19 protein-coding genes are annotated in these 18754 nt (G+C 71.3%); 12 read left to right on the top strand and 7 right to left on the bottom strand.

All coding sequences use genetic code 11. The annotated features are described in order from the left end of the window. Positions 1-40: 40 nt before the first annotated feature. Entirely contained in the window at positions 41-328 is a 288-nt protein-coding gene (locus tag Q0R63_RS07500) for a DUF6703 family protein (RefSeq protein WP_295695897.1), read from the bottom strand. 107 nt (positions 329-435) lie between these two features. On the opposite strand from Q0R63_RS07500, the gene Q0R63_RS07495 reads away from it, so the two are divergent. The 7 genes from Q0R63_RS07495 (at position 436) to Q0R63_RS07465 (ending at position 7144) form a co-directional block, all read left to right on the top strand. After that, positions 436-1842 (top strand): glycine--tRNA ligase, encoded by a 1407-nt coding sequence (locus Q0R63_RS07495; protein WP_295695895.1) that lies wholly within the window; start codon positions 436-438, stop codon positions 1840-1842. A 37-nt stretch (positions 1843-1879) separates the two neighbouring features. Next, positions 1880-2455: a HEAT repeat domain-containing protein gene (locus Q0R63_RS07490; protein WP_295695893.1), complete on the top strand. Its 576-nt coding sequence runs from the start codon at positions 1880-1882 to the stop codon at positions 2453-2455. Between the two features lie 68 nt (positions 2456-2523). Beyond that, complete coding sequence (locus tag Q0R63_RS07485; protein ID WP_295695891.1) at positions 2524-3492, top strand: ABC transporter ATP-binding protein; 969 nt, start codon at positions 2524-2526, stop codon at positions 3490-3492. Next, entirely contained in the window at positions 3489-4328 is an 840-nt protein-coding gene (locus tag Q0R63_RS07480) for an ABC transporter permease (protein WP_295695889.1), read from the top strand. The genes Q0R63_RS07485 and Q0R63_RS07480 overlap by 4 nt, the downstream gene beginning before the upstream one ends. A gap of 58 nt (positions 4329-4386) precedes the next feature. After that, positions 4387-5685 (top strand): histidine kinase, encoded by a 1299-nt coding sequence (locus Q0R63_RS07475; RefSeq protein WP_295695886.1) that lies wholly within the window; start codon positions 4387-4389, stop codon positions 5683-5685. Beyond that, complete coding sequence (locus tag Q0R63_RS07470; RefSeq protein ID WP_295695884.1) at positions 5682-6290, top strand: response regulator transcription factor; 609 nt, start codon at positions 5682-5684, stop codon at positions 6288-6290. The genes Q0R63_RS07475 and Q0R63_RS07470 overlap by 4 nt, the downstream gene beginning before the upstream one ends. Further along, positions 6281-7144, top strand: a complete 864-nt coding sequence (locus Q0R63_RS07465) for an alpha/beta hydrolase (RefSeq protein ID WP_295695882.1) — start codon at positions 6281-6283, stop codon at positions 7142-7144. Before Q0R63_RS07470 ends, Q0R63_RS07465 begins: the two co-directional genes overlap by 10 nt. Positions 7145-7303: 159 nt before the next feature. On the opposite strand, the gene Q0R63_RS07460 is transcribed toward Q0R63_RS07465, so the two are convergent. From Q0R63_RS07460 to Q0R63_RS07440, 5 genes are read right to left on the bottom strand one after another with little or no spacing between them, the layout of a single operon-like run. Beyond that, on the bottom strand, positions 7304-8080 hold the full coding sequence (locus Q0R63_RS07460; RefSeq protein WP_295695879.1) for an ATP-binding cassette domain-containing protein: 777 nt from the start codon (positions 8078-8080) through the stop codon (positions 7304-7306). Beyond that, positions 8077-9015: an ABC transporter ATP-binding protein gene (locus tag Q0R63_RS07455; RefSeq protein WP_295695877.1), complete on the bottom strand. Its 939-nt coding sequence runs from the start codon at positions 9013-9015 to the stop codon at positions 8077-8079. Before Q0R63_RS07455 ends, Q0R63_RS07460 begins: the two co-directional genes overlap by 4 nt. Next, on the bottom strand, positions 9012-9884 hold the full coding sequence (locus Q0R63_RS07450) for an ABC transporter permease (protein ID WP_295695875.1): 873 nt from the start codon (positions 9882-9884) through the stop codon (positions 9012-9014). Before Q0R63_RS07450 ends, Q0R63_RS07455 begins: the two co-directional genes overlap by 4 nt. Then, a complete protein-coding gene (locus Q0R63_RS07445; RefSeq protein WP_295695873.1) occupies positions 9881-10978 on the bottom strand; it encodes an ABC transporter permease in 1098 nt (365 codons plus the stop codon). The genes Q0R63_RS07450 and Q0R63_RS07445 overlap by 4 nt, the downstream gene beginning before the upstream one ends. Continuing rightward, on the bottom strand, positions 10962-12551 hold the full coding sequence (locus Q0R63_RS07440) for an ABC transporter substrate-binding protein (RefSeq protein ID WP_295695871.1): 1590 nt from the start codon (positions 12549-12551) through the stop codon (positions 10962-10964). Before Q0R63_RS07440 ends, Q0R63_RS07445 begins: the two co-directional genes overlap by 17 nt. Before the next feature lie 157 nt (positions 12552-12708). On the opposite strand from Q0R63_RS07440, the gene dusB reads away from it, so the two are divergent. The 5 genes from dusB to Q0R63_RS07415 are packed head-to-tail and all read left to right on the top strand — an operon-like array spanning position 12709 to position 17114. Further along, positions 12709-13944 carry a tRNA dihydrouridine synthase DusB gene (gene dusB / locus Q0R63_RS07435; RefSeq protein WP_295695869.1) on the top strand — a complete coding sequence of 412 codons (1236 nt, stop codon included), beginning with the start codon at positions 12709-12711 and terminating at the stop codon, positions 13942-13944. 1 nt (position 13945) lies between these two features. Then, positions 13946-14611 carry a YdeI/OmpD-associated family protein gene (locus Q0R63_RS07430; RefSeq protein WP_295695868.1) on the top strand — a complete coding sequence of 222 codons (666 nt, stop codon included), beginning with the start codon at positions 13946-13948 and terminating at the stop codon, positions 14609-14611. Between the two features lie 23 nt (positions 14612-14634). Continuing rightward, entirely contained in the window at positions 14635-15162 is a 528-nt protein-coding gene (locus tag Q0R63_RS07425; RefSeq protein ID WP_295695867.1) for a DUF3806 domain-containing protein, read from the top strand. A gap of 18 nt (positions 15163-15180) precedes the next feature. After that, positions 15181-16416: a deoxyguanosinetriphosphate triphosphohydrolase gene (locus tag Q0R63_RS07420; RefSeq protein WP_295695865.1), complete on the top strand. Its 1236-nt coding sequence runs from the start codon at positions 15181-15183 to the stop codon at positions 16414-16416. Positions 16417-16418: 2 nt separating this feature from the next. Then, positions 16419-17114: a hypothetical protein gene (locus tag Q0R63_RS07415; protein WP_295695863.1), complete on the top strand. Its 696-nt coding sequence runs from the start codon at positions 16419-16421 to the stop codon at positions 17112-17114. A 111-nt stretch (positions 17115-17225) separates the two neighbouring features. Here Q0R63_RS07415 and Q0R63_RS07410 read toward each other — a convergent pair whose 3' ends face one another. Then, complete coding sequence (locus Q0R63_RS07410; protein WP_295695860.1) at positions 17226-18680, bottom strand: MFS transporter; 1455 nt, start codon at positions 18678-18680, stop codon at positions 17226-17228. Positions 18681-18754: the final 74 nt, after the last annotated feature.

The following is an 18754-nucleotide window of genomic DNA, read 5'->3' as shown; positions in this document are numbered from 1 at the left end:
AGTGAGAATGATTGTCAAAACCACTCTCACGGATCCGGGGTCAGGACCGCGGGAAGGCCTGGACGATCGTCAGGGCGACGATGATCGCGAGCACGGCGATCCGCATGACCCGCTCGGGGAGTGTGCAGAGCGGCCACGTCGACCACACGAGGAACGCCACGAGAAGGGCGACGAGCAGAGTCGCGAGGAAGCCGACGTGCGGCACGAAGATCCCGATGATGACGAGTGCGAGCACGGCCAGGAAGACCACCGGCCGGGGCAGCCTGTTGAAGCGCTCGACCACCGGGTAGGTCTTGTGCTCGACACGGGATCGGAAGGGCAGGCTCACGTCACCAGAGTATGCCGCGTGCGCGCCGGGCGATGCCGCGCACCGGGCGGGGCCGCGCGGCATACCGACGGCGAAAACAGGTCGCGGCGACCGATAACCTTGGTGTCATGGCCAAGGAGACCTCCACCGTCGACACCGTCGTCAGCCTCTGCAAGCGCCGAGGGTTCGTCTACCCCTGCGGTGAGATCTACGGCGGGACGCGATCGGCCTGGGACTACGGCCCGCTCGGCGTGGAGCTGAAGGAGAACATCAAGCGGCAGTGGTGGAAGTCGATGGTCACCCAGCGCGACGACGTCGTGGGGCTCGACTCCTCGATCATCCTGCCGCGCCAGACATGGGTCGCCTCGGGCCACGTCGGGGTCTTCACCGACCCGCTCGTCGAGTGCCTGTCGTGCCACAAGCGGTTCCGCGCCGACCACCTGCAGGAGGCGGTCGCCGAGAAGAAGGCCCTCAAGGGCGAGCAGGTCGACCCCGACTCCGTCCTGCTCACCGAGGTGGCCTGCCCCAACTGCGGCACCCGTGGCCAGTGGACCGAGCCGCGCGACTTCAACATGATGCTGAAGACCTACCTCGGCGTCATCGAGGACGAGGCGGGCCTGCACTACCTGCGCCCCGAGACCGCCCAGGGCATCTTCATCAACTTCCTCAACGTCATGAACTCCTCGCGCAAGAAGCCGCCGTTCGGCATCGCCCAGATCGGCAAGTCCTTCCGCAACGAGATCACGCCGGGCAACTTCATCTTCCGCACCCGCGAGTTCGAGCAGATGGAGATGGAGTTCTTCGTCAAGCCGGGCGAGGACGAGGCCTGGCACCAGACGTGGATCGACGCGCGCACGGCCTGGTACGTCGACCTCGGCATCAAGGCCGACAACCTGCGGCACTACGAGCACCCGAAGGAGAAGCTGTCGCACTACTCCAAGCGCACCGTCGACATCGAGTACCGCTTCAACTTCACCGGCTCCGAGTGGGGCGAGCTGGAGGGCATCGCCAACCGCACCGACTTCGACCTCAAGACGCACTCCGAGGCCTCCGGCACCGACCTCCTCTACTTCGACCAGCTCTCCGGCGACAAGTACACCCCCTACGTCATCGAGCCGGCCGCCGGTCTCTCCCGCTCGCTGATGACCTTCCTCGTCGACGCCTATACCGAGGACGAGGCCCCCAACACCAAGGGCGGCGTGGACAAGCGGGTCAGCCTGCGTCTCGACCCACGGCTCGCGCCGGTCAAGGCGGCGGTCCTGCCGCTCTCGCGCAACACCGACCTGTCACCGAAGGCGCGTGACCTCGCCGCCACGCTGCGCAAGCACTGGAACGTCGACTTCGACGACGCCGGGGCCATCGGCAAGCGCTACCGCCGCCAGGACGAGATCGGCACGCCCTACTGCATCACCGTCGACTTCGACACCCTCGAGGACCAGGCCGTGACGATCCGCGAGCGCGACACCATGGCGCAGGAGCGGATCGGCCTCGACCACGTCGAGGGGTGGCTCGCCCAGCGGCTCGTCGGCTGCTGACCCCGGTATGCCGCCCACGTCCGGGAGAGTGGTGGTCGTGACCACCACGATCACGGACGCCGTGCTGGCCGCGACGCCCGCGGAGCGCGCCCGCGCAGCAGCGGACGCCCTCGGCGACGACGAGCTGACCCGGTGGTGCGGCGACCTGCTGGCCGGGCGGGCGGCATACGGCGACGTGGCCGAGCCCGACCCGGGGTGGCTCGCGGGCCGGGCGGCGCTGACGTGGGGCTCGCCCGCTCGTCTGGTGGGCAGCGACCACGACTACTGGGTGCGGACGTGGGCGGCGCGGACCCTGCTCTACGTCTGGGACGAGCAGTGCGCGCCGGACATCGTTGCGGGACTGCAGGATCCCGCGTGGCGCGTCCGCGAGACGTGCGCCAAGGTCGTCATCCGCTGGGAGGTCGGTGAGGCTGCGGACGTCGCCGCCGACCTGCTTCGCGACAAGAACCTGCGGGTCCGGGTGGCTGCCCTACGGGCCCTCGCCGTGGTCGGCGAGCACGAGCACCTGGCCACCGCCGAGCGTGCCCGTGACGACGACGAGCCGGCGGTGCGAACGGCCGCCGACCGGGCCGTGAGCCGGCTCCGCGAGCGCCTCGACGCGGCATACCCCTGACGGACGTCACGGGTGACTCGTGACGCCTGTGGGGTGACACCGGGCGGGGCGAGCACGAGGGTTGGGCCATGACAACCACAGCTTCTCCAACCCGGGCCTTCGGCTCGGCCCGGTCAGGCACCTCGGCGCCTGCCATCTCCATCCGTGGGCTGCGCAAGGACTTCGGATCGGTGCACGCCGTCCGGGGCATCGACCTCGACATCGAGCCGGGCGAGATCGTGGCCTTCCTCGGCCCGAACGGCGCGGGCAAGACGACGACCATCGACATGGTCCTCGGCCTCTCCCAGCCCACCGCGGGGGAGGTCACGATCCTCGGCGAGGCGCCCCGCACCGCCATCGCCCACGGCCTCGTCGCCGCGGTGATGCAGACCGCGGGGCTGCTCAAGGACATCAGCGTCCGGGAGACCTTGCAGCTGACCGGCTCGCTCTTCACCCACACCGCCTCGGTCGACTCCGTCATGAAGCGGGCCGGCATCACCGAGATCGCCGACCGCAAGGTGCAGAAGTGCTCCGGCGGTCAGCAGCAGCGGCTGCGATTCGCGATGGCGCTGCTCTCCGACCCCGAGGTCCTCGTCCTCGACGAGCCGACGACGGGCATGGACGTCGAGGGCCGCCGCGACTTCTGGGCGGCCATCCGCCAGGACGCCGGCAAGGGCCGCACCATCGTCTTCGCGACGCACTACCTCGAGGAGGCCGACGCCTACGCCGACCGGATCATCCTCGTGCGACAGGGCGAGATCGTCGCTGACGGCACGGCCTCCGAGATCAAGGCGATGTCGGCCGGCCGCACGGTGCGGGCCACCCTCCCGGGTGCGACCACCGAGTCGCTGCAGTCGGCCGTGCCCTCTGCGGACAGCATCGAGATCCGGGGCGAGACGGTCCTGATCCACAGCAACGACACCGACGCGGTGGCCCGCTACCTGCTGACCGAGACCACCGCTCACGACCTCGAGATCGAGGCCCGCGGCATCGAGGACGCCTTCATCGCCCTGACCTCGTCCCACACCGAAGCCCAGACCGAAGAGAGTGCCCGATGACCACGTCCGCCTCGACCGCGTCCACCGCATCCGCAACGACCAGCGTGCCCGCTGCCGGGGTGGTCGACCGGTCCCTGCGCAAGGTCCCGCCCATGGGCGGATTGAACAGGACCCTCGCGTGGATCGAGCTCAAGCGAGTCCTGCGCAACCGCCGCACGATGATCTTCAGCCTCGTCGTGCCGGCGGCGTTCTACTTCCTGTTCGGGGTCGGCCAGACCTACACCAACGACAATGCCGGCCGCGGCAACGTCGGCGCCTTCATCATGATCTCGATGGCGCTCTACGGCGCGATGATCTCGACCACCGGTGGGGGCGCGATGGTCGCCACAGAACGGGCCCAGGGGTGGAGCCGACAGCTCCGGCTCACGCCGCTCTCGCCCATCGCCTACGTCACGATCAAGGTCGCGGTCGCGATGGTGCTGGGGCTGCTCTCGATCCTCGTGGTCTACATCTGCGGGCTCTTCACCCACGCGAAGATGGACAGCCCGTGGCTGTTCGTCGCCACCGCGGCGATCGCTTGGGCCGGCTCACTGGTCTTCGCGGCATTCGGTCTCTTCATGGGCTACCTGCTCCCGAGTGAGAACGTCATGCAGATCCTCGGCCCGGGGCTCGCGCTCCTCGCCTTCGGCGGCGGTCTCTTCATCCCGCTCACCGACGGCAGCGCCTTCGAGATCTTCGCGCGCTTCACCCCGATGTACGGGATCTCGAAGCTGGCGCACGCACCGCTCACCGGCGACACCGTGCAGTGGTGGTGGGTCGCCAACGTCGTGGTCTGGCTGGCGATCTTCGTCGGCGGCGCTGCCTGGCGCCTGCGCGGCGACACCGACCGCGTCTGACCGCCCACCTCACCGGCAAGCCGGTCCACCGCAACGAACCCGGAGTAGCGTCGTGCCCATGACTGACTCGCCCGACCAGCCGCTGACCGACCCGGTCGCGACCTACGAGCGTCGGTTCAGCGGGTGGGCGCTGGCCGCTGCCGGTGTCTGGCTCATCTTCCTCGCTCCCGCCATCCAGGAAGGATGGCGGGAGCGAGGCGCGCTCGTGGGCTGGGTCGGGCTCGTGTCGACGGTCGCCTTCGCCGTCTTCTACATGGTGTCGTTCCTGCTCGCCCGCCCGAAACGCTCCCGCGGCGAGAGCCTGACGAGGGTCACCGCCCAGTCGCTCCGCCTCTACCTCGCGCTGCTCCTCCTGGGCGCCGTCATGGTCCTCAGCCTCCACTCGGCCGGCCTATCCGCTGCCGTCTACCTCTCGATCGCCGGCGTGATGATGCTCCCGACGCGGTTCGCGGTGGGGCAGGCGGTCGTGCTTGCCGCCGGGTCGGAGCTGCTCTCGCGCACGGTGCCGGGCTGGGAGGGGGCCAACGGCATCGGGTTGTCGGTCGGCCTGGGGTCCTTCGCCGTATGGGGCATCTGGCAGGCGATGCGTCGCAGCATGGACCTCGTGCGGGCCAAGGACGAGAACGCCCAGCTCATGATCGGTCAGGAGCGGGCGAGGATGGCGCGCGACCTGCACGACATCCTCGGGCACTCACTCACGGTGATCACGGTCAAGGCCGAACTCACCGGCCGGCTCCTGGAGGCCGACTCCGAGGAGGCCCGGGCGCGGGCGCGCGCCGAGATCGCCGACATCGAGCGACTGTCGCGCGACGCCCTGGCCGACGTGCGCAAGACGGTCGAGGGCTACCGCGAGCTCACCCTGCCGGTGGAGATCTCCCGGGCCAAGTCCGCGCTCGAGGCGGCCGAGATCAGTGCGAGCCTTCCTGGCTCGACCGACGACGTGCCCACGGAGTGGCGCGAGCTCTTCGCCTGGACGATCCGGGAGGGCGTCACGAACGTGGTGCGGCACAGCGCCGCCCAGCACTGCACCGTGTCGCTGTCCCAGACATCGGTCCGCATCACCGATGACGGCCGGGGCTGCGTGGGCGCCGACGGGGGCAACGGCCTCATCGGGCTGCGGGAGCGGGCGGCGGCCGCCGGGGCCCGGCTGATCGTCGAGCTCCCGGAGGGTGGCGGCTTCTCGCTGGCCGTCGTCGTACCGGCCCGTCTGGTGCCGGACCGTCTGGTGCCGGACCGTCTGGTGGACGACCGCCTGGTGCCGGAGCGTCTGGTGGACGACCACGAGCAGAACCTCGCCGAGAATCAGGCGAGCCACGCGAGCCCGGCCGGCCAGACCAGTCGGGCCGTGAGGTCGTGACGATCCGACTGCTCCTGGCCGACGACCAGGCCCTCGTGCGTGGGGCGCTCGCGAGCCTGCTCGACCTCGAGAACGACATGGAGGTCGTCGTGGAGGTCGGCCGGGGTGACGAGGTGATGGCCGCCGCGAAGGAGTTCCTCCCCGACGTGGCTCTCCTCGACGTCGAGATGCCCGGCCTGGACGGCATCGAGGCGGCGCGCGAGCTGCGGTCCGCCCTGCCGGACGTGAAGGTCCTCATCGTCACGACCTTCGGCCGCCCGGGATATCTGCGCCGCGCTCTGCAGGCCGGGGCCAGCGGGTTCGTCGTCAAGGACACCCCTGCCCGGCAGCTCGCCGACGCGGTCCGCCGGGTCCATGCCGGGCTGCGGGTCGTCGACCCGGGGCTGGCCGCCGACAGCCTGGCCGTAGGGGAGTCGCCGTTGACCACGCGGGAGACCGAGGTGCTGCGTGCGGCGCGCGGCGGTGGAAGCGTCTCCGACATCGCCGCCGCCGTCTTCCTCTCCGAGGGCACGGTGCGCAACCACCTGTCTGCGGCGATCGGCAAGACGGACGCGCGGAACCGGGCCGACGCCGTGCGCATCGCGGACGACAACGGTTGGCTCTGACCGCCACCGAGATCGTGCCCGGCGTCGACGGCCAGCGGACGCGCGTCGTCCTCGTGCACGGGTCGCGGCTCTCGCACACGCAGTGGGCGCCTCAGATCCGTTCACTGACACCGGAGTTCGAGGTAGTCGCGCCCGACCTGCCGGGGCACGGCAGCCGGGCCGGTGAAGCGTTCACGCTCGACCGGGCGATCGGTGCGGTGGCCGAGGCAGTCGAGGGCGACACCGCGCGCGATGCCGATGCGCCCGTCCCGCCCGTGGTCCTCGTCGGGCACTCACTCGGCGGCTACGTCGCGATGGCGTATGCCGGGTGCTTCCCGCGCCGGCTCGCCGGACTCGTGCTGGTAGGGAGCGCCGCGGTGCCCACGGGGGTGGGGGCCGCGGCATACCGGATGGTGGGGGCGCTCACCGAGCGGGCCGGACCCGAGCGGATGACCCGGGTCAACGACCGGGTCCTGCGCCGGCTGTATCCCCTGGAGGTCGTGGACGAGGCCATCGCCGGGGGCTACTACTTCGACCCCACGCCCGCCGCCTGGCGTGACGTGATGGCCTACTGCCGCCCGGCGATGCTCCGACGCGTCACCTGCCCGGTGGTCGTCGCGGGCGGGCGCTGGGACCAGCTGTCCATCCAGGCAACGCGGTTCGCGCGCGCGGCACCCGATGGGAGAGTGGTGCGGATCCGCGGGGCGGGCCACCTCGTGGGCTTCGACCAGCCCGGGCGGCTCGCTGAGCTCATCGCGGAGGTGGCCCGGGCAGCAACGTCGGCCAAAGGTGACCTCTCGCGATCAGAATCTGGCCCCGCCTCGTCCAGTGGTCATGATCGGTCGTTCTGGACGTCTGAAATCGACCACTCCTGACCTCTCGCGAGGTGGGCCGGGCCCGGCGGTGAGGCGGCGCCAGTGGTCACCTTTGGCGTCGCCGCGCCAGTGGTCACCTTTGGCGTCGCCGCACCAGTGGTCACCTTTGGCGTCACCGCACCAGTGGTCACCTTTGGCGTCGCCGGACCACGGCCTGCGTCAGCCGGGAAGCCGCCCGAGCCCGTCGGCGATGGGGATCGCGGCCAGCAGCCGCCGGGTGTAGGCGTCGACCGGCGCACTCCACACGTCGGCCATCGGGCCGGTTTCGACGATGCGCCCGGCCCGCATCACGGCGACGCGGTCGGCGATCTGGCGCACGACGGCGAGGTCGTGGCTGATGAAGAGGAGCGAGGCGCCGTTGCGCAGGGCGACGTCGCGCATCAGGGCCGCCACCCGCGACTGGAGGCTGGCGTCGAGCGACGCGATCGGCTCGTCCCCGATGAGGATGTCCGGCGCCGCCGCCATGGCCCGCGCGATGGCCAGCCGTTGTCGTTGGCCGCCGGAGAACTCGTGGGGATAGCGCCGCGCGGCCGACGCCTCCATGCCGACGTCGGTGAGCAGCTCGGTGACAGAACCGGTCTCGCGCGGCGCGGCCCGCCGACCGTCCTCGATCTGGTCGCCGACGCGACGGCGGGGGTTGAGCGACGCGTAGGGGTTCTGGAAGACCATCTGGATCCGCAGCAGGCTCTTCGGCCGGCGCCGCAGTCCGAGGGGGCGGATCGGTTCGCCGTCGAGCGAGATCGTGCCGGCGGAAAGGCGTTCGAGACCGCAGACCGCGCGGGCGAGCGTCGACTTGCCGCAGCCCGACTCGCCGACGAGACCGAGGACCTCGCCGGGCGCGACGGTCAGGTCGACCGCATCGACGGCCGTGAGGTCGTCCCGGCCTCGCTGGCGGTAGGTCACGCTGGCGCCCGCCACCACGAGCCCCGCGCTCACGAGGCCTCCTCGGGTGCGTGGGGCGCAACCTCGACGGGCGCATCAGCCGGTATGCCGGTCGGCCCAGCCGGTCCCTCGCCCGAGTCGGGACCCACCACCCCGGCTCCCGGCGGCGGGACGTGCGGCAACGACGCGACGAGCTCACGGGCATACTCCGTGACCGGCTCGCGGATCACCTGGTAGCGCGTGCCGTGCTCCACGACCTCTCCGGTGCGCATCACCGCGACCGTGTCGGCGACGGCCGACATCACGCCGAGGTCGTGGGTGACGAGGACGACAGCGAGGTCGAGGTCGTCGCAGAGCTGACGCAGCAGCCGCAGGATCCCGGCCTGCACCGTGACGTCGAGGGCGGTGGTCGGTTCGTCGGCGATGAGGACCACGGGGTCACAGGCGATCGCGCCGGCGATGGCGATGCGCTGGAGCTGGCCACCGGAGAACTGGTGCGGATAGCGCTGCACGGCCGACGCCGGGTCGGGCACCTGGACGCGCTCGAGGAGCTCGATCGCGTGCCGGCGTGCCGCCGACCGGCTGAGGCCGAGGTGGTGCCGCACGTGGTCGGTGAGCTGGGCGCCGATCGAGAGCATGGGGTGCAGGCTCGCCGACGGGTCCTGGAAGATCATCGCGATCCGGCGGCCGCGCAGCCGGTTCATCGCCTTCGGTGCGAGGGACAGCAGCTCGACAGGTGGCTCGTCCCCCTGCCGGAACTCGATCGACCCGCCGAGCCGCGAGCCCGCCGGCTGGAGCCCGCAGACCGCGAGACCGGTCATCGTCTTGCCCGATCCGGACTCGCCCGCCAGTCCCGTGATCTCGCCCGCCGGCACCGACAGGTCGACCCCCCTGAGGATCTCGCTCCCCCCGATGGACAGGGTCAGCCCCCGCACCTCGAGGCTGCCCGCGTGGCGGGCGGTGGTGCCCCGCCCGGCCGCAGCGCTCACGTGGACACCCGCTGGACGGCGTTCGCGGTGCGCGGGTCGAGGACGTCACGCAGGGCGTCGCCGATGAAGTTGAAGCCCATCACGACGGTGAGGATGGCCAGGCCGGGGAAGGTCGCCAGCCACCAGCTGCTGAACTGCTGGACCCCGTCGCCGACCATCGAGCCCCATTCCGCCGCCGGTGGTACGGCGCCGAGGCCGAGGAACGACAGGCCCGAGAGCAGCAGGATTTGGCTGCCGAAGTCGAGCATCGCGAGGACGAGCATGGGGGCGGCGACGTTGGGCAGCACGTCGCGGCGCAGCGAGGTGAACGGGCCGGAGCCGAGGAGGCGACCGGCGACGACGTACTCCTGGCCGCGGGCACCGACGACGAGCGCCCGCATGACGCGGGCGTAGTTGGGCCAGGTGATGAACGCGAGCGCGATGACCGCGTTGGTCAGGCTGGGGCCGAGCGCTGCCGCGACGACCATCGCGAGGATGATCGTCGGGAAGGCGAAGACGAGGTCGGCGAAGCGCATGATGACCTCGTCGACGACCCCGCCGAGGTAGCCCGCGACCGCGCCGAGGACCGAGCCGATGACCAGCGACGCGGCAACGAGGATGACCGCCAGCGGCAGCGAGACCCGGGAGCCCCAGAGGGTGCGGGAGAAGAGGTCGCGGCCGAGGATGTCGGTGCCGAACAGGTGGCCCGAGCCCGGTGCGACCAGGGTGGCCGACGTCTGCGCGAGAGGGTCGGGCAGCGGCAGGATCGGCACGACGAGCGCGACGACGACCCAGAAGAGGACGAAGACCAGACCGGTGACGGTGAGCGGACGACGCCACACCGCGGGCAGTCGCGGACGCCGGATCCGGCCGGTAGCACGGGTGCTCACCCGACTCGCACCCGTGGGTCGACGACGCCGTAGATCACGTCGATGACGAGGTTCGTGGCGATGTAGACCACACCGACGACGAGTCCCACGCCCATCACCGCCGGGAGGTCGAGTGCGGTCGACGCGCGGAACGCATACTGGCCGATGCCGCCCCAGGCGAAGACCTGCTCGGTGAGCACCGTCCCCGACAGCAGCGAGCCGAACGCCAGGCCGACGACCGTGAGGATGGGGGTCAGCGAGCCCCGCAGCACGTAGCCGAAGACGACCTTCCGCGCCGGCAGGCCCTTGGCCCGGGCCGCGCGCACGTAGTCCTGATTGAGCACGTCGAGGATCGCCGACCGGGAGAACCGGATGAGCAGGCCGGTGGTGAACAGCGTCAGGACGACGCCCGGCAGGACGAGGTGGCGCAGGGCGTCGACGAAGCTGGTCGGCTGGCCGGCGAGCAGGGCGTCCACGGTATACATCCCGGTGACCTTCGGCGGGGCCGTGCTCGCCGGGTCGAGTCGACCGGCTCCGGGCGCCCAGTGCAGCTGGAAGAAGAAGACGAAGTAGATCGCGACGGCGAGCCAGAACGTCGGCACCGAGATGCCGATGAGGCTGACGACCCGGATGAGCTGATCGGCAAACCTGTTGTGCCGCAACGCTGCGACCAGTCCGAGGCCCAGCCCGAGGATGATCGACAGCACGATGACGAAGAGCGCCAGCTCGGCGGTCGCGGGAAAGGCTCGGCCGAGGTCGGTCGCGACCGGGTTGTGGGTCTGGATCGAGGTGCCGAGGTTGCCCTGGAAGAGGTGCCCGAGATAGATGAAGTACTGCACCACCTTGGGCCTGTCGAGACCCTGCGCCGCCTTGAACGCCTCGACGATCCTCGGGTCACTCGACGCCCGCTCGCCGAGCGCCGCGGTGATGGGGCTGGCCGGGACGAGGTTGGTCAGGACGAACGTGACGACGGTGACGCCGAGGACGAGCAGCAGCGAGACCCCGACGCGGATCGCGAGGTAGCGGACGAGCGGGTGGCGGAGGCGCCGGCCGGGCCGGGTGGCCTGCTCCGACGCCTCCGTCCGCTCGTCGAGGGTGCTACTTGATGAGGGCAAGATCGACGGTCCAGACGGCATTCGGCACGACGCCGGAGATGCTGCCCGACGTCACGTAGTAGCGCGCCGCCTGGACGAGCGGGATGAAGGGCCCGACCTTGTTGGCCGCCTCCTGCCAGGCCGCGTAGGCCGCGGCCCGGGCGTCGCCGGTCGAGGCGATGGCGGCCTTCTTCGCCGTCGTCACCTCGGGCGCCATCCCCGCCGCCCACCCGGCGCGCTTGCCGAGCGAGTCACCGGGGCTGAACGTCGTGTAGTCGGCCGGGTCGGGGTAGTCCGGGCCCCAGTACATGAGGCCGGCCTGCAGGGTGCCCGCCCGGTAGGCGTCGAGGAGGGTCGCGATCGGCACCCCGTCGAGCTTGGTGGTGATGCCGACGTCCTTGAGCTGGGCCTGCACCTTCTGGGCCAGCGTCGTGAACTGGATGCCGTCGAGGGTGGCGTCGGTGGGGTAGGTCAGCTTGACCTCCTGACCGCTGTAGCCGCTGGCCGCGAGGGCCGTCTTCGCGGCCGCGAGGTCGAAGCTGGTCGTCGCGTCGGGCTTGATGGCGCCGAGGAACTGCGACGGCACGATCCCGCCCGGTTGGGTCGAGCCCTCACCGGCGACCGCGAGCAGCCCGGCGTAGTCGATCCCCTTGCGCATGGCGGTGATGAAGTTCGGGTTGTCGGTGATGCTGCCGGAGTGCTTCGGGTCCTGGTTGAGCCACATGTAGCCGACGTTGGCCGACACCGTCTTGACGACCTTGATCGAGTCGGACGCCAGCCCCTGCACCTGTTGGGAGTTCAGCCCGGTGGCGAGCTGCGCCTGGCCGCCCTGGATGTCGATCTTCTGCGACGGGCCGGTGATGTTCTGCAGGACGACGCGCCCGTATGCCGGCTTGGTGCCGGCGTAGTTGGGGTTGGTCTTGAAGACGACCTTGGTCGTGACGTCGTAGGACTCGAGCTGGTAGGGACCCGAGCCCGCCGAAGCGCCGTTGAGGTAGGACTCCGCCTTGTCGTCCTTGGTCGTGGTCCCGCCCTTGGCCATCACGGTCTTCGAGTCGAGCACGCCGAGGGAGGGGTTGGGCAGGATCGAGGGGAGCGCGGGGTTGGCGGTCTCGCTCGTCAGCGTCATCGTGGTGTCGCTCGTCTTGGCGATCTTGAGGTTGTTGCTGGTCGAGGGGTCCTGCAGGAGGAACGACGGGTTGCCGGCGATGCCCTGCACCCGTTGGAAGGACCAGACGATGTCGTCGATGGTCACGGGGTTGCCGCTGGTGAACGTGTGCTTGCCGGCCAGGGTCAGCGTGAGGACCTTGCTGTCGGGCGACTCCGCGAAGGTGGTCAGCTGCGGCACCGGCTTGGTGAGGTCGCCGCCGTCGAAGGTCAGCGCCGTCTCGTAGATCGCCTTGTCGACGATCGACCCGGTGAGCTCGAAGGCCCGCGCGGGGTCGGACGTCTTGAGGTCGAAGGTCTGGTCGACGACGAGCGTCTTGTCGGCTCCACCGCCGCTGGTCGAGGTAGCCGTGCTCCCCGAGGACGAGCACGCTGCGAGCGCGAGCCCCAAGGCGACCGTTGCGACCGCGACTCCACTGATGGTCATTCTTCTCAAGGCCACTCCCGGGGCTCGACGTTGGCGCCACAGTAGACCTCCGCATGTTTCGTGGGCGTGACGTTCCGGTAGTTCGTGACGCAGTTGTTCCCGGACCGCGCCACGCATTTCGTGGCCCGGGTTTCCCGGTGGGAGACTGGACCCCGTCATGACCGCGACCGCCACCCGTACCCCGTCCGCCGGCCCGCCGGAGGGCTCTGCCGTCCTGCCCCCGCTGCGGATCGGACGGCACGTCATCGGCTCGCCGGTCGTCCTGGCCCCGATGGCCGGCATCACCAACCGCGCGTTCCGCCGGCTGTGCCGCGAGTACGGCTCGGACGGTGCACCCGGCGCCTCGGGCGCCGCAGGTGGGTCGGCGCTCTACGTCAGCGAGATGATCACGACCCGCGCGCTGGTCGAACGCAACGCCGAGACGATGCGGCTCATCGAGCACGACCCCGAGGAGGACCCGCGCTCGATCCAGCTCTACAGCGTGGACCCGGCGACGGCCCGGGCGGCGGCGCGCATCCTCGTCAGCGAGGACCGCGCCGACCACATCGACCTCAACTTCGGCTGCCCGGTGCCCAAGGTGACCCGCCGGGGTGGTGGCTCGGCCCTGCCGTGGAAGCGCGACCTCTTCCGTGCGATCGTCGGCGCCGTCGTCGAGGAGGGTGCTCGCGGCGACGTGCCGGTCACCGTGAAGATGCGGATCGGCATCGACGCCGACCACGAGACCTACCTCGACGCCGGACTGGCGGCCGAGTCCGAGGGGGTGGCGGCCGTCGCGCTGCACGCCCGCACGGCGGCCCAGGCCTACTCGGGCACCGCCGACTGGTCGGCGATCCGGCGGCTCAAGGAGACGGTGACGAGCGTGCCCGTCCTCGGCAACGGCGACATCTGGTCGGCCGAGGACGCCCTGCGGATGGTCGCGGAGACGGGGTGCGACGGTGTCGTCGTCGGCCGCGGCTGCCTCGGCCGACCCTGGCTGTTCGCCGACCTCGCGGCCGCCTTCGCCGGCTCGTCGGTGCGGGTGAGCCCGACCCTCGGAGAGGTGGCCGGGACGCTGCGGAGGCACGCGGCATACCTCGCGGAGTTCTATGCCGACGAGGGTCGTGCTTGCCGCGACATCCGCAAGCACATTGCGTGGTATCTCAAGGGTTTTCCTGCCGGATCCGAGATGCGCAGCTCGCTGGCGCTGGTCGACTCGCTGGCCTCCCTCGACCGGCTGCTGGCCACGCTGGACCCTTCGGCCCCGTGGCCTGGCGAGGCGGCGGAGGGCCAGCGCGGCCGCGCCGGCACCTCACGCCACGTCGTCCTGCCGGAGGGCTGGCTGACGACCCGCGAGCTGACCCCCGAGCAGGCCGCCATGGTGGCGCAGGCCGAGCAGTCGGTGTCCGGCGGCTGACGTGCGCGAGGGCGGCACTCCCGAGCGTCCGGCCGTCTTCTTCGACGGGCCCGAAGACTTCCGGGCCTGGCTCGAGGAGCACCACGAGAGTGCGGACGAGCTCTGGATGGGGCTCAGCAAGAAGCACGTCGCCGACCGCGGGCTGACCTGGGAACAGGCCGTGCCCGAGGCCCTGTGCTTCGGCTGGATCGACTCGAAGGTGCAGCGCATCGACGAGGACGTCGTGCGCCAGCGCTGGACCCCGCGCCGCTCGACCAGTGTGTGGAGCACGGTCAACCTCGACCTCGTGGAGCGGCTCACGGCCGAGGGTCGGATGCTCCCGATGGGTCTGGCCGCGCACGCCCTGCGGAAGCCCGAGCGCTCCGGGATCTACGCCTACGAGCAGGGTGGCGCCCTCGCCCTCCCCGGCCCGTATGCCGCTCTGCTGGAAGCGAACCCGGCCGCGGCGGCCTTCTGGGCAGAGTCCACTGAGAGCTACCGCAAGGTCTGCGTCTCCTGGGTCACCACGGCCAAGCAGGTGCTCACCAACGACAAGCGGATGGCGCAGCTCGTCGACTGCTGTGCCTCCGGTGCGTTGATCCCGAGCCAGCGCTACGGTACCGAGCCCGGCTGGCTCCGGCGGGCGGCGGCGGCAGCGGCTGCCGCCGACGCGACGTCGGGCCCCTAGGTCGGGCCACTAAAGTGAGCGACGTGGCTTGGTTCTCGCGCAAGGACAAGGGCGCCGTCGACGACCGCGACGAGCAGCGTCCCGGCTCTGCCGCTCCGGAGGGGGCGGACCCGGATCTGCCGGAGTACGACCCCGGCGTGCCGCTGCGACCGCGCATCAACCCGGTCGGCGACGAGGAGCAGCAACGCATCGCCGCCGGGCTCGCCGCCCTGGCCGCCGAGGGCGTCGACGTCGACGACCTCGCGTCGCTGGGTGCCGCCTACGACGCTGCGCTGGCCGCGTGGCACGCGACCTCGAAGCGGCACCGTGAGGACGACGCGGTCGTGACCGAGCGCTTCGCCATCGGCATCGGCGAGCACCTCGCGCGGCATACCGATCTCGGCTGGTCGCTGGTCCGCGACGCCTTCGGCACGGACCTCGCGGTGGCCGGTGGGCGCGACGAGTTCGTCGTCGTCCCAAGCAATCTCGTGACCGCACGCTGGTTCAACGGCGAGAGTGGCTGGCTCCCTGGCGTCGTCGGGCACCTGGTGCGCGTGCGCGCGAGCCGCTGACCACGGCATACTTCCGTCGTGAGCAGGGTCGAGGGTGGGTATGCCGCGCGCGACCGCGAGCGGTGGGTCGCCGAGGACCCGGCGCACAAGCGTGTCGACCGCGACGACTTCGCGCGTGACCGGGCCCGGCTCATCCACTCCGCCTCGCTGCGCAGGCTCTCGGCGAAGACGCAGGTGGTGCAGCCCGGCAGCGACGACTTCATCCGCAACCGACTCACGCACTCGCTCGAGGTGGCGCAGATCGGGCGGGAGTTCGGTGCCGCGCTGGGCTGCGACGCCGACGTCGTCGACACCGCCTGCCTCGCCCACGACCTCGGGCACCCGCCCTTCGGGCACAACGGCGAGGCCGCGCTCGACGCCGTCTCGGCGGGCATCGGAGGGTTCGAGGGAAACGCCCAGACCCTGCGCGTGCTGACGCGGCTGGAAGCCAAGCGGGTCCGTCCCGACGGCCGGTCGGCCGGTCTCAACCTCACCCGGGCCAGCCTCGACGCGACCACGAAATATCCCTGGCAGCGGTCTCCCGGGGGTGTGAAGTTCGGCGTCTACGCTGCGGATCTCGATGTCTACCAATGGTTTCGAGAGGGCGTGCCTGACGGCGTCCGGTGTCTCGAGGCCGAGGTGATGGACTGGTCCGACGACGTCGCCTACTCCGTGCACGACGTGGAGGACGCCATCGCCTCGGGCCGCGTCGACCCGCGCGCGCTGCACAGCCGGGACGAGATGGCGGTGGTCTACGAGGTGGCCCGCACGACCTACGCGCCCGACCTCGACACGGCCGCGCTCGAGGCCTCGCTGGAGCGCCTGCTCGGGACGGGCACCATCCCCACGACCTACACCGGCTCGCGCGCCGACCTCGCCGCTCTCAAGGACATGACCAGCCGGTTGGTCGGGCGGTTCGTGCTCGTGGTCGAGCAGGCGACCCGGGCCAAGCACGGCGACGGCCAGCTGACCCGGTATGCCGCCGATCTCGTGGTGCCCGACGGGGTGCGCGCTGAGTGCTCGGTGCTGAAGGCGGTGGCCGCGCACTTCGTGATGTTCGCCGACGAGCGGGTGAGCGTCATGCGCGGTCAGCGCGACGTCGTGGCGGCGCTCGCCGAGGCGTACCAACGGGATCCGACCCGGCTCGACGTCGAGCTCCGGGCGGACTTCGCCGGCGCAGGTGACGACGACGAGCGGCTGCGGGTCGTCGTCGACCAGGTCGCCTCGCTCACCGATCGACGGGCCACCGCCCTCGCCCGGGAGTGGGACCTCTGACGGTGAGCGAGCACCCCGTCGCGACCCTCCTGCGGGCGGCGCTCGACGGGCGCTTCCCGCCGGTCGACGGCGGCTGGACCCGCGTGGCCCCGTGGACGCCGGGGGTGGAGGCCGCGGTCGCCTTCACCGGTCACGGGTTCCTGGTCCTGGGTGACGACGTCGACGACGCCGAGCTCACCCGTCTCGGCGCGAACGGCCATGGGGGAGTGCACGATCCGCGGCTCGTGGCTGCCCTGGTGGGCGGCGGTTGGGTCGACAGCCTCGACGGAGTGCTGATGGCGTGGGGCACCGGTGACCCGCTCGGCGGCAGCAGCGGCATACCCGGAGCGCTGCTCGCGTCTGACGTGCTCGAGCTCTTCCCCCGGTCCGACCTCATGGCCCACCCGCGGGTCGCCCACGCGCAACGACTGCGACGCGACGTGCGGGCGTTCGGTATGCCGACCGGGGAGCACGTCGTCGTCAGTCTCGGCCGGGGGATCGGGCTGCTCACCGAGGTCGGGATCGAGCTGCAGGGGCCGATGCTCGGCGCCGGCCGCGCCGTCGAGGTGGTCCACGCGGTGCGTCGCCTCGTGCCGCCGAGCGAGCCCCTGGTCGCCGAGGTCGCTCCTGGCAACGCCCGGGCGCTGGGGGTCTTCCTGTCGGCCGGCTTCCGGGTCGTGGCCTCGGCCCAGACCTGGCGCCCCGCCCGCCACCCGTGACTGACACAACCCCTCCGCTTGTTGCTTCCGGATGGCCCGTTTCCGCCGTCCGAAGGGCGACAACGGGCACACCGGAAGCAACAAGCGGGGGTGAGGGGGGTGGGGCGCGGGTCAGGCGACGAGGGCCTGGGCGCTGACGGGCTGCGTCACTCCCTCGCGCTGGTCGAGCTCCGTGCCGCGGGCGGGCTGGGTCTCGTATGCCGGGACGCGCAGACCGAGGGCGACGACGCCGGCGCCCAGGGCGAGGACGGCGAGCACGAGGAACGCGGCGGTGTAGCCGGGCTCCAACGGCAGTCCCGCCGGGTCGAGCGAGCCGAAGACCAGGCTGGACATCACGGCGCTGCCGAGGGCGCCGCCGATGGTGCGCAGGTTGGTGTTCATGCCCGTGGCGATACCGGTCTGGGAGGCGGGGACCGCCGCGACGACGAGGGTCGTCATGGCGGCATACGCGATGCCGAGGCCGAGGCCGAAGGTGGCGCCGGCCGTGACGACCTGCCACGGGGCGTGGTGGAACAGGCCCATGGCCGCGGCCGAGCCGGCGATGAGCAGTGCGCCGACGCCGAGCTGACCCCGCATCGGGAGCACCCGGGTCAGCGGCCCGCTCGAGAACCCGGCGACGGCCATCATCACCAGCATCGGCAGCATGATCAGTCCGGACGACTGGATGCTCTCGCCGAAGCCGTAGCCCGAGGAAGCCGGCGTCTGGACGAACCGCGGCAGGAACGCGAACACGCCGAACATCGACGCGCCGATGAGGAGCGAGGCGAGGTTCGTCGTCCAGATCGCCCGCCGGCGCATCAGCCGCATGTCGACGAGCGGGCTGTCGGAGCGGGCCTCGTGGCGCACCCAGAGGACGAGGAGCACGATCGCGAGGGCAAGCAGGCCGAGGGTGCTGGGTGCGGTCCATCCCCAGCGCGCGCCGGAGCTGAGCGGGAGCATCAGAGCGACGAGCCACGCCGAGAGCAGCAGGGCAGAGGAGGCGCTGATCCGACCCGGAGCGTGTCCTCGGGACTCGGGGACCCCGATGACGACGAGGGCCGCTCCCACCACGACGAGCACGATCGGGACGAGGAAGAGGCCACGCCAGCCGACCACGAGCGAGAGCGGGCCGGCGAGGACGATGCCCATGCCGCTGCCGATCGCGAGGACGGCCGACGTCGCGCCGATGGCCGACGGCACGCGCTCGGCCGGGAGGGCGTCGCGCAGGATGCCGTAGGCAAGGGGGAAGATCGCGCCGCCGAGCCCCTGGAGCACGCGGGCGCCGATGAGGACGCCGATCGTCGGGGCGAGGGCGGCGATGACACTGCCCAGAGTGATGGCGGCGAGGGCGACGAGCATCGTGCGGCGCTTGCCGGCGAGGTCGCCGACCCGGCCGAGCACCGGCGTCGCGACGGCGGCGGTGATGAGCCATGCGGTGAGGGTCCAGGTCGTCGCCTCGGGGGTGGTGTGCAGGTCCGCCTGGATCATCGGCAGGACGGGCACGAGGAGGGACTGGAGAGTGGAGAACGACGCGACGCTGAGGGCGACGGCGGCGAAGGCGACCGAAGGTCGGGTGGTGCGGAACATGGGTGTCCTTCTGGCAAGGGTGCGGTGCCGCCCATCGGACGCCCGTGGCCGGTGGGAAGCGGTATAGTGGAGGA

Source organism: Lapillicoccus sp. (genome assembly GCF_025353065.1).
Taxonomy (GTDB): Bacteria; Actinomycetota; Actinomycetes; order Actinomycetales; family Dermatophilaceae; genus Lapillicoccus.
Note: the sequence above shows the minus strand (reverse complement) of the source record. Positions and strands in the feature narration are given on the sequence as shown.